Source organism: Rheinheimera tangshanensis, assembly GCF_014645135.1.
Taxonomy (GTDB): Bacteria; Pseudomonadota; Gammaproteobacteria; order Enterobacterales; family Alteromonadaceae; genus Pararheinheimera; species Pararheinheimera tangshanensis.
In genome coordinates this window covers 796,436-809,553 of record NZ_BMLH01000001.1, presented here as the reverse complement: position 1 = coordinate 809,553, position 13,118 = coordinate 796,436, and the positions used below count along the sequence as shown (strand labels likewise).

Below are 13,118 nucleotides of genomic sequence, written 5' to 3'. Positions count from 1 at the left end.
CCGCCCTAAGGCGCCTGAATTTTATACTCCTTCATATGCTTTAAATAAGTCACTAAGTGATCAATATCCTCAGCGCTAAACTGCGGAAAAGTGGGCATTTTGCTTTTGTATCTGTAGCCGGAGGCATTCGGGATAAAGGCTTTTAAATGAGCTTCTGTCCAGTATTCGGTGACGTTTTTTGGTGCGTTCAGCTCAGGGCCTAGTTCGCCGCCTTGCAGGTTAATCGAATGACAACTGATGCAGCTTTGTTTAAACAGCAAAAAGCCCAGATAAGCAGCTGAGTTTTGTGGCGCATTGGTTGGGTAAAGTTTGGGGTAACGTTGCTGGAAACTGACCAGCTCCAGCTTTACTAGCTGATAAGGCCAGGGTCTGGTTTTTTCGACTGCTTTGCCTTGTTTCCACACCAGATAAAATGGTGCGGGCGATACCATAGCTTTGCCTTGCTGTACTGGCTCAAAGTCAAAATCCTTTTTGCCGCTTTCGGCAAACACCAGTACAGCCTGATCATCCAGTAAATACTCAAGCGGCATACTGGGGGCATAGCCATCAGAGGCAGTCAGCACCACTTCATCGGCTGCCTGACCGGGTTTATAACCCGCAGCTTTTAACAGCTGCAGTAAAGACACGCCTTCAAAGCTTTTTTCACTGTTATAAACTGGGTCAAATAGCTTAATGCGCTGCACTGGTACTTGCTGTTTGATCTCGGCCGATGTCCAGCTCAGCTTCTGATCAGGTAGCTCAATATCCAGGCTTTGAGCATAAAGAGCTGAAGATAAAACGCCGCAAAGCAAAAATAACACCAATACCCAAGCTCTGTTCATAGCTCACTCTGCCTTCTCTATTGATAACGGCATGCTCTGTCTTTAAGAGATACTGTGCCGGATTGTCCACCTTCAGTTTAGCTCCACCACAGCCACCAGCGCTTCATGATCAGAAGGATACAAGCCGTTGTATCTTCTGTTATCCACCTGATAACTGCTGACCTGCAGGTTTTTACTTACAAAAATAAAATCAATGGTTTGGCTTGGGCTAGTGGGGTCGCGACCAAAACCGTTAAAAGTACCAGCGTTTTGCGAAAGCTTCTGTGCCGCCACTAAGGCACTGTCGTTTAAGCTTTTACTCAAAGCCTTGTAGGGCTCGCTGCTGGGCTCAACATTAAAATCGCCAGTCAGCAGCACTTTACCATTTTCAGGTAAAGTTTCCACTTCAGCTTTTAGCAACAAGGCACTTTGTAACTGAGCTTGCTGGCCCATATGGTCAAAATGGGTATTAAAAAAGTAAAAGCTTTGGCCGGATTTCAGCGCTTTAAACTGGGTTTTGGTAAAAGTGCGGTTCAGGTTTGCATCCCAGCCTTTGGATATTTTTTCCGGAGTTTCTGACAGCCATAAGGTTTTGGCCGACAACAGCTGAAGTTTGTCTTTGCGATACAAAACGGCTGTGCTTTCGCCTTTGGCTTTACCATCATCACGGCCTTCACCAAACCATAAATACTGCGGCAACATCGCCACTAAATCATGCACCTGAAACAGTTCGGCTTCCTGTAAACCAATTAAGTCCGGTTGTTGGGTTTGAATTAAATGCGCCAGCAGAAACTTACGCTCAGGCCAATACTGCGGCGTACCTTCAGCTTCACAGAAGCCACACCTAATGTTATAGCTCATGAGTTTGAGTGATTCGGCAAACGCCAGTTGCGGCAACAGTGACAACGACAAAATAATCAGTAAAAATTTCATAAACTTAGCCTGTTCGATTGAAAAGAAGCGACGAGGTTAACTTAACAACTTTGCCGGATTATTAATTCGGAAGGCATCACCAAATCAGTGCCTAAATCGCCCGATAATAAAATACGGGCTGCAGTGCGACCTTTTTCATCACTATGTTGGGCAATAGTCGTCAGGCTGGGGTAAAAACGTTCGGCTTCTTCAATACCGTCGAAGCCAACTACGACTAAATCGTCTGGTATGTTGATCCCTAGTTCACGCGCTACCGCCATGGCGGCCAGAGCAATACGGTCACTCATACACAGCAGCACGCTGGGTCTTGGGTATTGAGTCAGAGCTTCCCGGGCGGCCACTAAAGCAAAATGATGGGTATTCAGCGGAATATGCCAGACCGCATTGGCTGGCAGCTCGCGGCCTTGCTCCTGCGCCGCGGCTAAATAACCATCTAAACGGCGACGGGAAATAGCTTGTTCTGTGCTGTACAGCTCATGCGGCTGAATACGGCAAACCCTATCCGATTCAATTAAACGCAAGCCCAGCACTGCCACTTTGCCCGGCATTTTTTTAAAGGCATGTTCAGCAATACGCTGTGCTGCGGCGTAGTTATCGACGTTGACCGACATCACAGTATCCAGATTACAATCCACTGTGATCAACGGCTTACCGCTTTTAATAATACGTTGTAACTGCTCAGGGTTGCTGGGCGCACCATACAGGATAAAGGCATCCGGAACAGCTTCAGCACTGCTGCTGCTGGTGTTATGGCGGCCAGATAACAACAACATATCCATGCCGTGCTCCTGCAGCACTTCGGCGACACCTTTAATAAACTGGTTGGCAACAGGGTCGCTGACTGAATACTCTAAAGTGTCCGACAATAACACCGCCACTATGCCGGAGCGGCCAGTACGCAAACTACGAGCAGCTGCGTTTGGGCCGTCATAACCCAACTCAGCGCATTGCAACAAAATACGTTGGCGTAATTCTGGGGAAAGTTGATCGGGTCTGTTGTAGGCATTGGAGACGGTAGCAACTGAAACCCCCAGGTAGGAAGCGACAGTTTTTAAATTCAGTTTTTTTGGTTTTTCAGTTGCCGACACAGCCATAACACCCTGTTTTAGTTCAGGCTTTATCATGCCTGTTCAGCCACAGAATTGCCAGTATCTACATCTGGTAATGTAAGGATGACTAAAAGCCCGGCGCCCTGATTTTGCAGGCTTAAACTGCCGCCATGCGCTTCGGCTATATCGCGGCATAAAGTTAAACCTATGCCAGAGCCATTTTCCTTGCTGGTGTAAAAAGGCACCATGGCATGGGCTAAAGCTTCACTACTCATACCACCGCCAGCGTCCTGCAAACGAATAAGCAAGTGCTCAGGCAATTCGTTAAAACTCAACTGAATGTACTCCGGGGCAGAGCCGGATTCGTGGGCGTTTTTTAACAGGTTTAATAGCAACTGCGATAGCTGCAGCGAGTCGGCTTGCCAGACTCGGCGCGGCAAATCGCCTAGCAGTTCAAAGTCGTATTGATCCTGTAGCTGATTAATCAACCGCGCCCACGGCACAGGAGCTAAGGCAGGTTTGGGTAATTTGGCAAACTGAATATAAGACTGTAAAAACTGATTTAAATGCTGTTGGCGTTCACTGATGGTCTGAAAAATTTGTTGCAGCTGTTTATGCTGCAGCTCTGTGGCTACCAACTGGCCTGAGTACGCCAAAGAGGACAGAGGTGCCAGCGTATTATTCAGCTCATGCCCTATCACCCGCAGCAGTTTTTTCCAGGCTTTGACTTCTTCGCGATGAATTTCGCGGGTCATAGGTTTAAGTAAGTACAGCTGATGTGGTTTTTGATTCAGCGAAAATGAACTCACCGACAAATGCCAAATCGACACTGGCTCACCCAAATGCAGTAAGCCTTGTTGTCCGCTTTGAATAGCCATGGACAGTTCAGGTAGTTTTGCCGTTAAATCTGAAAACAGCAGTCCTTCAAACTTCTGCCCCTGATGCAATAAAACCCGGGCAGCCGGGTTGGTCATCAGCACCCGACCTGTCTGATCCGTTAACACCATAGCGCTTGGGCTGGATTGCAGCACAGTATCGAGCAGTAATTCACGTTGATACAAAGTGGCACGCTCTTGCCTTAATTGCGCCGACATGTGCTGCAACACTTCAGCTAAAGGCCTAAGTTCCCGCAACAGTTGCCTGTTGGCATCGACATTAAAACTGCCATCCTGCAAATTTTGAGCATGTAAATTCAGCGCTTCAATTTCCTGCTGCAATGGTCTTAACATAAAGCGCAGCACCAGTAACACCAGAGCATCAAAGCCGACAAAAACCACATACCAGAGCGGCTGCGCATCCAGATAGCGCAATAGCAAAAAAGCGGGGATCAGCAACGCCAGCACCCATAGATACAAATGCCGGATCAGTTGCATAAGCTCTTACGCAGGTTCGATGCCATAAAACTCCATCCGCCGGTACAAGGCCTGGCGGCTTATACCCAATTGTTTGGCGGCTCGTGCAACCACGCCCTGAGCTTGTTGCAACGCCAGTTCTATCTGTTGTTTGTCCAAATCATCTAAAGCTTTTTTTGCTGTAGATTGCTCTTGCGGCAAAGCTAAATCGGCCGCATCAATTTCATCAGCCAAAGTCAGTAATAAGGCGCGCTGACATAAATTTTGCAGCTCACGCACATTGCCAGGCCAGTGATAACTTTGCAGTGCCTGCTCTGCAGCTTTGGTCAGGCTTTTTTGTCCTGCTAAAAAATGCCGTGCCAAAGGCACTATGTCATCCACTCTGTCTTTCAGCGATGGCAAATGCAATTGCACTACGTTGATGCGGTAATACAAATCCTGCCGGAACTGACCAAGACTGATGGCTTTGGTTAAATCTGCATTGGTGGCGCTGATAATACGCACATCCACTTTGCGGGTTTGGCTTGAGCCTAAACGTTCGAACTCACCGGTTTGTAAAACACGCAGTAATTTCATCTGGCCTGATAACGACAAGTTACCTATTTCATCGAGGAACAAAGTGCCGCCATCTGCAGCTTCAAAACGGCCTATCCGGGTTTTGCTGGCACCGCTGTAGGCTCCGGCTTCGGCCCCAAACAGCTCAGCTTCCATTAAATCGGCCGGCAAAGCGCCCATATTTACCTTGATCAAAGGCTGCTGTTTACGGCTGGAATTAGCATGCAGCACCTGAGCTATGCCCTCTTTGCCCGCACCATTTTCACCAGTGACCAAAACTGCCGCATTGCTCGGCGCCAGTTGCAACGCCATCTGCAGCAACTGCTCCATGGCGGTGCTGGCAAACACCAGACCACATAAATCTTTACCGGCAAAAAGACCTAATCTTTCCTGCTGCTTGCGCTCGGCTTTTAAGTTTTGCTCTGTCAGTTGTTTAATTTTCAGTGCATTGGCCACAGTGGTCAGCAAACGCTGATCATCCCAGGGCTTGGCGATATAGTCGGTGGCACCGGCTTTGACCAGTTCCACCACCATATCCAGATGAGTCCAGGCCGTCAGCAATACCACTGGAATGCTTGGGTAGTCAGATCGCAACTGATAAAACAGCTCTTTGCCTTGGGCGCCACTCATTTCGCCTTGCGCAAAGTTCATATCCTGCAAAATCAGATCGATAGATTGCTGCTGCAAAATGCTTTTAGCCTGAGCCGGATGCTGCGCAACAAACACCTGATAACCCTGCAACTGAAACAGGGTCATCAGGGCGGTGCACACCGCTTCGTTATCGTCGATGACCAGTATTTTTTTCATAAGGTTTTAGTAGCAGTGGCTGGTGAAATTCTGGTTGCTATTCTGGCAGGATACCATGTGGCCAGCGTGACACAAAGCAGCAGTAATACCAGTGTCAGCAGCGGCAGCCAGACCGGTACTGCCGGGATGCTGATCACCTTAGCCAAGCTGATATTTAAGCCATAACACACCAGAATACCAAAGCCTGCACCTATGGCGGTGGTCAGCCAGCTCTCGCTTAACACGTCCAGCAATACCCGGGCTTTACTGGCGCCTAAGGCCCGTTTAATACCCACTTCTTTTTGCATTTGCAGCGCGTGAAAGTGGGCGTGGCTGTAGGCAGAAATCATAGCGACCAACAACATCAGACCACTTAATACCGCCAGCAACGTAGCTAAACCAATTTCAGCGCGGAACACTTCATCACGGTTTTCATCCATTCGCATCACTGTGCCAATATCCATTTCTGACTCGGCATTTCTGATCACATCGGTCAGTTGCTTTCGCACAGCTTCCGACTGGCCAGGGGCTACCCGGATCATCAGCTGATAACCCATTTCCGCTCTGGCCATAGGCACAAAATTGATAGCGCCATAGGATTGATCTGTGGCATATCGCTGCGAGTAAAAGTCAGACACAACCCCAACCACAGTGCCCTGATTGGTGGATTTCCCTATAGGGTTCTGTTCGCCAAAGACTTGTTTTGCCAGCTTTTCAGTCAGAATAATGTTTTGAGTGCCTTTATCCAGATCGGTCAGTTCCCTGCCCGCTATTAACTGAGTGCCAAGCACCTGAAAAATCTGGCTGCCTGTGTTGTAGTAAGGCACTGCGTCGACATTACTCTCATCCTGACGGTCAGTTTCAAACAGGTTAGAGCTCGAGCCCCCCTGCCGTAACGGCGTCTGATTGGCGTATTCAGCGGCTTCCACACCGGGAATTAAGCGAATGGCCGCCAGTTGCCGGCTAATTACTTCAGACAAGGCTGGCTCATTCCGCATCGATGCGCTGGTCGGTTTTACTCTGACCGTCAGAATTTGCTCCAATGCCAGACCTGTTGGTTGCTCTACCAACTCTTTAGCAGCACTGGCTAATAACAAGGAGTTAACGACCAAACCTAAAGTCACAGCCAGCTGCAACAGTAATAAAGCCGTCACCACTTTACGGCGCAATAAGGATTTAATAATTAAATGAACAGACATAATGCGCTCCTTATTGTTTTAACTGCTGATTCAGCGGGCTGAACGAGGTTTTTAATGCCGGATACAAGGTCACCAGGTAACTGATTAGCACCACAAAGAGCGCCATCACTGCCACCATCTGCCAGTCCCACCCCGCTAAAGCCCGGGTGCTGGGCAATAACGAATTAATAGTCCATAAACCCAACTGAGCAAACAGCAGCGCTGCAGCAAAAGCTAACACTGAACTGAATAACACATCGGCCAGGATCTGGCCTTGTAACTGCCAGCGGCTGGCACCTAAAGCACGGCGTAAACTGAATTCATACTGGTTGGCCATATAACGGTTCAACGATAAATGGCTGGCGTTGACCACACAAACCAACAGAAATAATGAAGCCACTAAAGCAAAAGCATCCAGTTGCTCATTGGTCGCACGCATAGCTTTTTGCACGTCCAGAATATTATCCAACTTGTTGCTTTCAGGTCTGGTATGACGACCAGCAGCTTTCTCATCGGCCACCAGATTTTTCAGAAACTGCTGATACTGCTGCACTTTTTCAGGGCTGTCTAATTGCACCCAAAACTGCAACTGATTGGCAAAATTAGTTCTGGCCATTTGCGGGTAAGTAGCCATATTGCCATCCCAATCCACGTCAAAATAAGAGTTCTGAGTGTTGGACTGAATGGCTAAATCGTAAGCAGTCTCCAATGGGATATAGATATCCTCCGCAGGTTCAGCAGAGCGACGACCATTGACATCATACAAACGGGGCAACATAGCCCAGTCGTCCAGTACGCCAATGACTTTATACAGTTTGTCATCAATCAGCATCTCCTGACCGACCACATCAGTACGGCTGAAAAACTTCAGCGCGGTATTTTTGCTGATCACTACTTCCATCCGGGCTTTGTTATCAGGCCAGGTTTCGCCATGTAAAAAAGGCACGTCAAATAGCTTAAAAAAATCGCGCTGGGTGACACGCAACTCGACCTGACTGGGAGTCGCCTGTTGATTTTCTACTGTTTTGGCATAGGCATCGCTGGAGAACATAGCAGCTTCTGCAGAGGGTATGCCGCTGCCACTCATCTTTTGCATATCCATGTAACTCATTACTCGTGGTGGCTCAAAACAGTCGGTGCAATCGCCCGGTGTAGAGTTTATTCGGGCCATAAACAAAGTTGCGCTCTTCTGCGGAATAGGATCGCGGTTCATCCAGTAATACAAAGTGGCATTACTGAAAAAAGTACCTAGACCTAAACTTAAAATCAGCAGGGTTAAGGCATAAGGCAAAGGCGCTCTTTTAATGCTGAACCAGCTCAGCTTCAGGTTATGGAGTAAGGCTTCCATGTTAAGCTCCTGCAACTAAAGGTTCAGACGCTAAAGGTTCGTACATGGTCGCATCATTCAGTTGACCATCAACAATCTGGATATGACGGTTGGCACGGCGGGCCTGATCCGGGTCGTGTGTCACCATCAAAATGGTACAGCCTTGCTGATTAATTTTTTCCAGCAGTTCCATCACCTGACGGGCCATTAACGAATCCAGGTTGCCTGTTGGTTCATCCGCCAGCAGAATACGAGGTTCACCGGCAATAGCGCGGGCTATAGCAACCCGTTGCTGCTGACCACCGGACAGCTGACTTGGATGATAATCACGACGCGCCGCTAAACCCACAGTTTCTAACGCCTGCTCCACCCGGCGTTTACGCTCAGCAGCGCTAAAACCACGATAACGTAGCGGTAGTTCGATATTGTCGAACAAGCTGAAGTCTTTAATCAGGTTAAAGCCCTGAAAAATAAAACCTATTTTTTCATTGCGAAGGGCTGATAATTCCCGGTCCGATAACCCCTTGACGGAACGGCCATCCAATAAATAATCGCCCTGATCAAAACTTTCTAACGTACCCAGCACATTCAGCAAGGTTGATTTACCAGAACCTGAAGGGCCTGTTAACGCAGCGAATTCGCCTTCATTCACCTGCAGATTAATCTGCCGCAGCGCATGGGTTTCAATTAAATCGGTGCGGAAAATTTTGCTTAAGTTATTAATTTTAATCATGGTTTTCTCCTGTAGGGCTCAAGCCCTCAATTCCTGTGAAAGCCTTAGTTCAATTGAACTCTGTCTTGTTGTTTAAATTCATCCAGATTAGAGATCACCCATTGGTCTCCCTCTTTGGCACCTTGTAAAATTTCGACGTACTGCACTGAAGATGCACCTAATACCACAGGGGTTTTCACCGCCAGATTATTAGTCACCTGATAGGCGATACGACTGGCACCTGAGCCAACAAAGTCGCCACGCTTGATGCGCAGTACATTTTCTTTTTGTTCAATAATGACACGGGCAGATAAACGTTGGTTTTGGCGTAAACTGGTGCTGTCGTTCTGCGAGAAACGCACTCGGGCTGTGACTAAATTGTCTTTGACTTCTGGGGCTATATGGCTCAGCTCACCTTTGAGTTGCTGATTGCCTAAATTCACTTCCACCGGCATACCCACAGCTAAATCGCGGATGTAACTCTCCTGTACTGAAAGCTCGGCTTCGTAGCGGCTTAAATCAATCACGGTCAGTAAACCTGTGCCTGCCAGCACATGGCTTTGTTGCTCCACCAGCCAGTTACCGACCTGGCCTGTGACCGGTGCTTTAATTTGTAAAGCGGCCAGTTTTCTGTCCAGTTCAGCCACTACTAAAGCCTGACGAGCTAAGGCGGACTGACCCGACTTTTTTTCAAAATTCAGCTTATCTGAAGCCAGAGCTACTTTACGTTTGGCATGATCAAATTCCAGCTCAGCCTGTAACAACTTGTCTTTAGCAACGTCATAATCCAGTTGACGAATCACCCCCACTTTGATGGATTGTTCAGCACGGGCCAGCTCGCGCTTCGCCGCCACTAAGTTGACATGAGCTGTGTTTTGCACTTGTTCCATATCCAGTTGCAGTTCACGGGCTAATAAAGTGGAACGTTCAAAGTCAGATTCCATGCTGGCCAGCAAAGCGCGTTGTTGCTCCAGCTCATTATCCAAAGCCGGACTGGACACCACAGCCAATAAATCCCCCAGCTGCACAGCTTCGCCAGGTTGCTTCAGATACTGCACCTGCCCTGCTTCCTGACTAAACAAAGTAGGTGCATTAGCCGCAACCACTCTGCCCTGCACTGATAAATCGCGGGTAAAGCTGCCGCGCTCAACTATGGCCAGTTGCACCTGATCTTTAGGCAACACCAAAGAAGCCTGAGCCGAGCTGGCGGCCAACAGGCTATAACTGATATAACAAACACCAGCCATAAACAAAGTGGCCAACACAGGGCGACGCCATTGCCTTGCTTTGGTCGGTTGGATTTGAATATCCTGATTTTCTGTACCCTGGATCATCGTTGTTCTCCGCAATCTGATTACGCAGAGATAGCAGGGAACGTGCCAGCACAGAAAATAAAAATAAACCTTTGTTTTATAAACAAATATCAATAAAGCACTTACTAATTAAAAACTGTCCGCGGACAGAAAAAGTGTCCGCTAAAATCAGCCGGACAACGGGCATTTAACCATCAGGGAGCACAAATGCATTATTTACTGCAGTATCAAACCTCAGCAGATTATCTGGAAAAACGCAGCTTATTCAGAGCAGAACATTTACAGCTGGCATGGTGGGCCGCGGAGCGGGGAGAATTGATCTTAGGTGGTGCAGTGGGCGAGCCGATCGAAAGCGCGTTATTGCTGTTTAATGTCTCCGATCCAGCAAAGGTGAAGGCCTTTGCCGAATCGGATCCTTATGTCATTCATGGCTTAGTCAGTAGCTACCGTATTCTGCCATGGCATACAGTGGTAGGCCATGACGCAGCAACACCAATCCGTTAGGCTATTTTTTCTGCCACTGGCCGTTCAGCTGAATAAACTGGCCGGGTTCGGTCTTTTCTATGGCCTTTTTGCCTGCGATAGCTTCAACGTCCGCTAGCTGAATACCGTTTTTAGCGGCCAGTTTCTGATATTCAGCTTTGCGGGCCTGGTTAATTAAGTCGGCAATTTCTTTGGCTTGCGCTGATGAGCTCACCACGCCTAAATAACCATTGGGTTGTTCACCGACCAACCCCTGGGCTTTTGCTGGCCCTAACGCAGACATCGCCTGTTGTAAGTCCATCGCCAGCACTGGCAAACTGAGAGCAAATAAAGCTGACAGCACGAATTTATGTACAATTTTCATCTTGGTGCTCCTTAAAATAAACCACTGGAATCACTGATCAGTTCGTCCAGTTCTTTGTCCACTTTAATCAAAATTTCATGCTGAATTTTGACATTCAAATTGATGTTGATTGGCTCATTTGGCATAGCCACCTGCACCGTTGGGGTACAGGCTGCAGTGATGAAGATGGCCAAACCAAGGCTCAGGCCTTGTGCCGCCAACCGCTTTTGACTAGCAGCCTTTGGCTGGGAAAATTGTCTATCCTGCCCATATCGCATTGTTACTCCTTGCGGGCGTCTTTGGCTTTTTGGGCTGCCAGACGCTGTTGAACCCGTTTTTTCACTAACTCGCTGACCTGACCGCTCAACTGTAGGCTGGTGATCATGGCCGGTAAATTCTCTTCTAAATTAATACTGAAATTAACAGCCCGGCCTTTTTCAAAATCCGGATTATTGCCTTCCAGTTTTAAAGCCAATAACAGCTGACCTTCTTTGCTGTAACTGACTCCGGCCGACAGCACTGAAAAATGAAAATTCTGCAGCGCCTGCATCACAATCTTCATGCCCTGATTCGATGCGGCCATAGCCTGAGCCTTTTGCGACTGATAGGCAATTTTGCCACCAGGCTCTAAAGCCGCGACAGAGCCTTGAGCCACCGTCAGCTTGCCTTGTTCTATGCTCAGAGGCAAAGTACCGGATAGAGTTCCCTGCCCTGTCATATCGGCGCTGGGGTGCTGCTTCAGTAGCTCTGCCAGCTGTAATTTATCCAGCTGTAGCAATACCTTAGCATCTTTACTTAAATCAATTTGCTGCTCTGCGGCTTTTATCTGTCCACCAAATAAAGCCAATTGCAGCTGCTTTAAGTCTAACTGACCTTTGAACCAATCCGGTGCTGTGGTTTTGTAGAGCGCATTCAATTTCAATGGTCCCATCACCAGACCGTGGTTCATCTGTTGCAGCTTGAGATCACCAGTCTCTACTTTCCAGACCATACCTTGGCTGAACAGCTTCAGTGTGGTGGTTAAACCTGTAAATACAGTTCTGTCGTAAATGCCGCTTAAATCCCGCAGCTCCAGTTCTGTGTGCTGTTTGGTCAGCGCCATGCTGCTAAGGTCAAACTCCAGCTGGCCTTTGCCTGAGGCTTTGCCTTTTTGCAGCGTCAGCAGTTCAGGCCAAAAAGTTCCAACGTGCAGCGGGTTACCGGCCAAAAAAAACAGCTCAGGCAAAGTCCAGCTGGCACTGACTTTTTGCTCTGCCATTTGTATTTTATGCTCAAGCGCCAGAGATAAACTATTCGCTAACCGACCTTCGAGTTGAGCTTGTTGCTGTTGATACAACAGAGTTCCGACCCAGTTCCAGTCCAGCGTGTTGAGTCGTGGATGCTGCAGCTGCTTTACTTCAAATTGCAGATCGCTTTTCAGCTGCGAATTGGCCAACTGCGTTGGGTCCAATTCCAGCTGCAAGGAAGTTGCATTCAGCATCAACTGCTGTACTTGCAAGTCAGGTTGCTGATAACTGGTGGTCAGCTGCAAAGGTTCGGTAGCTTCAAATTGCAGCAGGTTGTTTTGCCAGACGGCTCGACCGCTGAGCTTTAGCTCCAAATCAGACAACTGGTACTGCTGCCAATTAAGCTTACTGCTTGCAAGACTCAGTTCAAACTGTGGAATTTGCAGTTGTTCAGCACTTGGAGTGATCAAAGCTTTCACTGCTAGCTTTATATCACCGACCCCCTCAATAAGTACGGCCTGCTGATTCGCCAGTTGCAGCTGTATCTGCTGGTTTTGTTCGCTGTAGGTTAAAGCACCAATGAGCTTGCAGTCGTTATTTTCAGTGCTGTTGCTAAGCTTAGTATTCAAACGGGCACAAGGCAGCGAGACTTCTATCTGCTCGAAGGACAACACCTTCGGCAACCAGAGCGGTAGTGTGGGTACTGAGACTGTAGCCTCCTGCCCGGTTTCGCCGGATGCGGCCAGTTGCACATCCAATTGGGCTTTTAGCGATTTCGCTTTGAGTACATCCAAAGGCCAGGGCCAGCCGCTCCAACCGAGTTCTACTTGCTCCAGTTGCACCTGCTGCTGGCCAGAGAACGGCAGTTGCAAGGACAACTGCTCCACACGCGCCGAGCCCCATGACCATTCCAAACCTTGCCACTTTGGACTGAGTTGAGTCCACCAGAACTGCAACTGAATAAAAGCAAATACGCAGCCTGCCAGCAGTAATAACAGCAGGTTCCATTTTAACCAGGAGGTCGATTTCTTTATGCCAGAACCAGGCTTCGCCACTTGATA

At 48.3% G+C, this 13,118-nt stretch carries 13 protein-coding genes; 1 reads left to right on the top strand and 12 read right to left on the bottom strand.

Features of this window, described 5'->3' with window-relative positions; translation table 11 throughout:
* Positions 1 to 5: 5 nt before the first annotated feature.
* The 9 genes from IEW88_RS03635 to IEW88_RS03595 all read right to left on the bottom strand — a co-directional run bounded on the left by IEW88_RS03635 (position 6) and on the right by IEW88_RS03595 (position 10,026).
* Positions 6 to 821: a c-type cytochrome gene (locus tag IEW88_RS03635; protein ID WP_147902708.1), complete on the bottom strand. Its 816-nt coding sequence runs from the start codon at positions 819 to 821 to the stop codon at positions 6 to 8.
* Between the two features lie 72 nt (positions 822 to 893).
* Positions 894 to 1,733: an endonuclease/exonuclease/phosphatase family protein gene (locus tag IEW88_RS03630; protein WP_147902709.1), complete on the bottom strand. Its 840-nt coding sequence runs from the start codon at positions 1,731 to 1,733 to the stop codon at positions 894 to 896.
* A 41-nt stretch (positions 1,734 to 1,774) separates the two neighbouring features.
* Positions 1,775 to 2,827 carry a LacI family DNA-binding transcriptional regulator gene (locus IEW88_RS03625; protein ID WP_229670267.1) on the bottom strand — a complete coding sequence of 351 codons (1,053 nt, stop codon included), beginning with the start codon at positions 2,825 to 2,827 and terminating at the stop codon, positions 1,775 to 1,777.
* A 26-nt stretch (positions 2,828 to 2,853) separates the two neighbouring features.
* Positions 2,854 to 4,155 (bottom strand): sensor histidine kinase, encoded by a 1,302-nt coding sequence (locus IEW88_RS03620; RefSeq protein WP_147902711.1) that lies wholly within the window; start codon positions 4,153 to 4,155, stop codon positions 2,854 to 2,856.
* Between the two features lie 6 nt (positions 4,156 to 4,161).
* Positions 4,162 to 5,496 carry a sigma-54-dependent transcriptional regulator gene (locus tag IEW88_RS03615; RefSeq protein ID WP_147902712.1) on the bottom strand — a complete coding sequence of 445 codons (1,335 nt, stop codon included), beginning with the start codon at positions 5,494 to 5,496 and terminating at the stop codon, positions 4,162 to 4,164.
* Complete coding sequence (locus IEW88_RS03610) at positions 5,493 to 6,674, bottom strand: ABC transporter permease (protein WP_147902713.1); 1,182 nt, start codon at positions 6,672 to 6,674, stop codon at positions 5,493 to 5,495. Before IEW88_RS03610 ends, IEW88_RS03615 begins: the two co-directional genes overlap by 4 nt.
* A 10-nt stretch (positions 6,675 to 6,684) precedes the next feature.
* A complete protein-coding gene (locus tag IEW88_RS03605) occupies positions 6,685 to 8,001 on the bottom strand; it encodes an ABC transporter permease (protein WP_147902714.1) in 1,317 nt (438 codons plus the stop codon).
* A gap of 1 nt (position 8,002) precedes the next feature.
* On the bottom strand, positions 8,003 to 8,713 hold the full coding sequence (locus tag IEW88_RS03600; RefSeq protein WP_147902715.1) for an ABC transporter ATP-binding protein: 711 nt from the start codon (positions 8,711 to 8,713) through the stop codon (positions 8,003 to 8,005).
* Positions 8,714 to 8,757: 44 nt separating this feature from the next.
* Positions 8,758 to 10,026, bottom strand: coding sequence for an efflux RND transporter periplasmic adaptor subunit (locus tag IEW88_RS03595; RefSeq protein WP_147902716.1), 1,269 nt, complete (start codon positions 10,024 to 10,026; stop codon positions 8,758 to 8,760).
* A 186-nt stretch (positions 10,027 to 10,212) separates the two neighbouring features.
* Here IEW88_RS03595 and IEW88_RS03590 point away from each other — a divergent pair, with 186 nt between their 5' ends.
* Positions 10,213 to 10,509, top strand: coding sequence for a YciI-like protein (locus IEW88_RS03590; protein ID WP_053425389.1), 297 nt, complete (start codon positions 10,213 to 10,215; stop codon positions 10,507 to 10,509).
* Between the two features lies 1 nt (position 10,510).
* Here IEW88_RS03590 and IEW88_RS03585 read toward each other — a convergent pair whose 3' ends face one another.
* From IEW88_RS03585 to IEW88_RS03575, 3 genes are read right to left on the bottom strand one after another with little or no spacing between them, the layout of a single operon-like run.
* Positions 10,511 to 10,852 (bottom strand): YdbL family probable chaperone protein, encoded by a 342-nt coding sequence (locus IEW88_RS03585; RefSeq protein ID WP_147902717.1) that lies wholly within the window; start codon positions 10,850 to 10,852, stop codon positions 10,511 to 10,513.
* Positions 10,853 to 10,863: 11 nt separating this feature from the next.
* Positions 10,864 to 11,109, bottom strand: coding sequence for a YnbE family lipoprotein (locus tag IEW88_RS03580; RefSeq protein WP_147902718.1), 246 nt, complete (start codon positions 11,107 to 11,109; stop codon positions 10,864 to 10,866).
* Between the two features lie 2 nt (positions 11,110 to 11,111).
* On the bottom strand, positions 11,112 to 13,112 hold the full coding sequence (locus tag IEW88_RS03575) for an intermembrane phospholipid transport YdbH family protein (RefSeq protein ID WP_147902719.1): 2,001 nt from the start codon (positions 13,110 to 13,112) through the stop codon (positions 11,112 to 11,114).
* Positions 13,113 to 13,118: the final 6 nt, after the last annotated feature.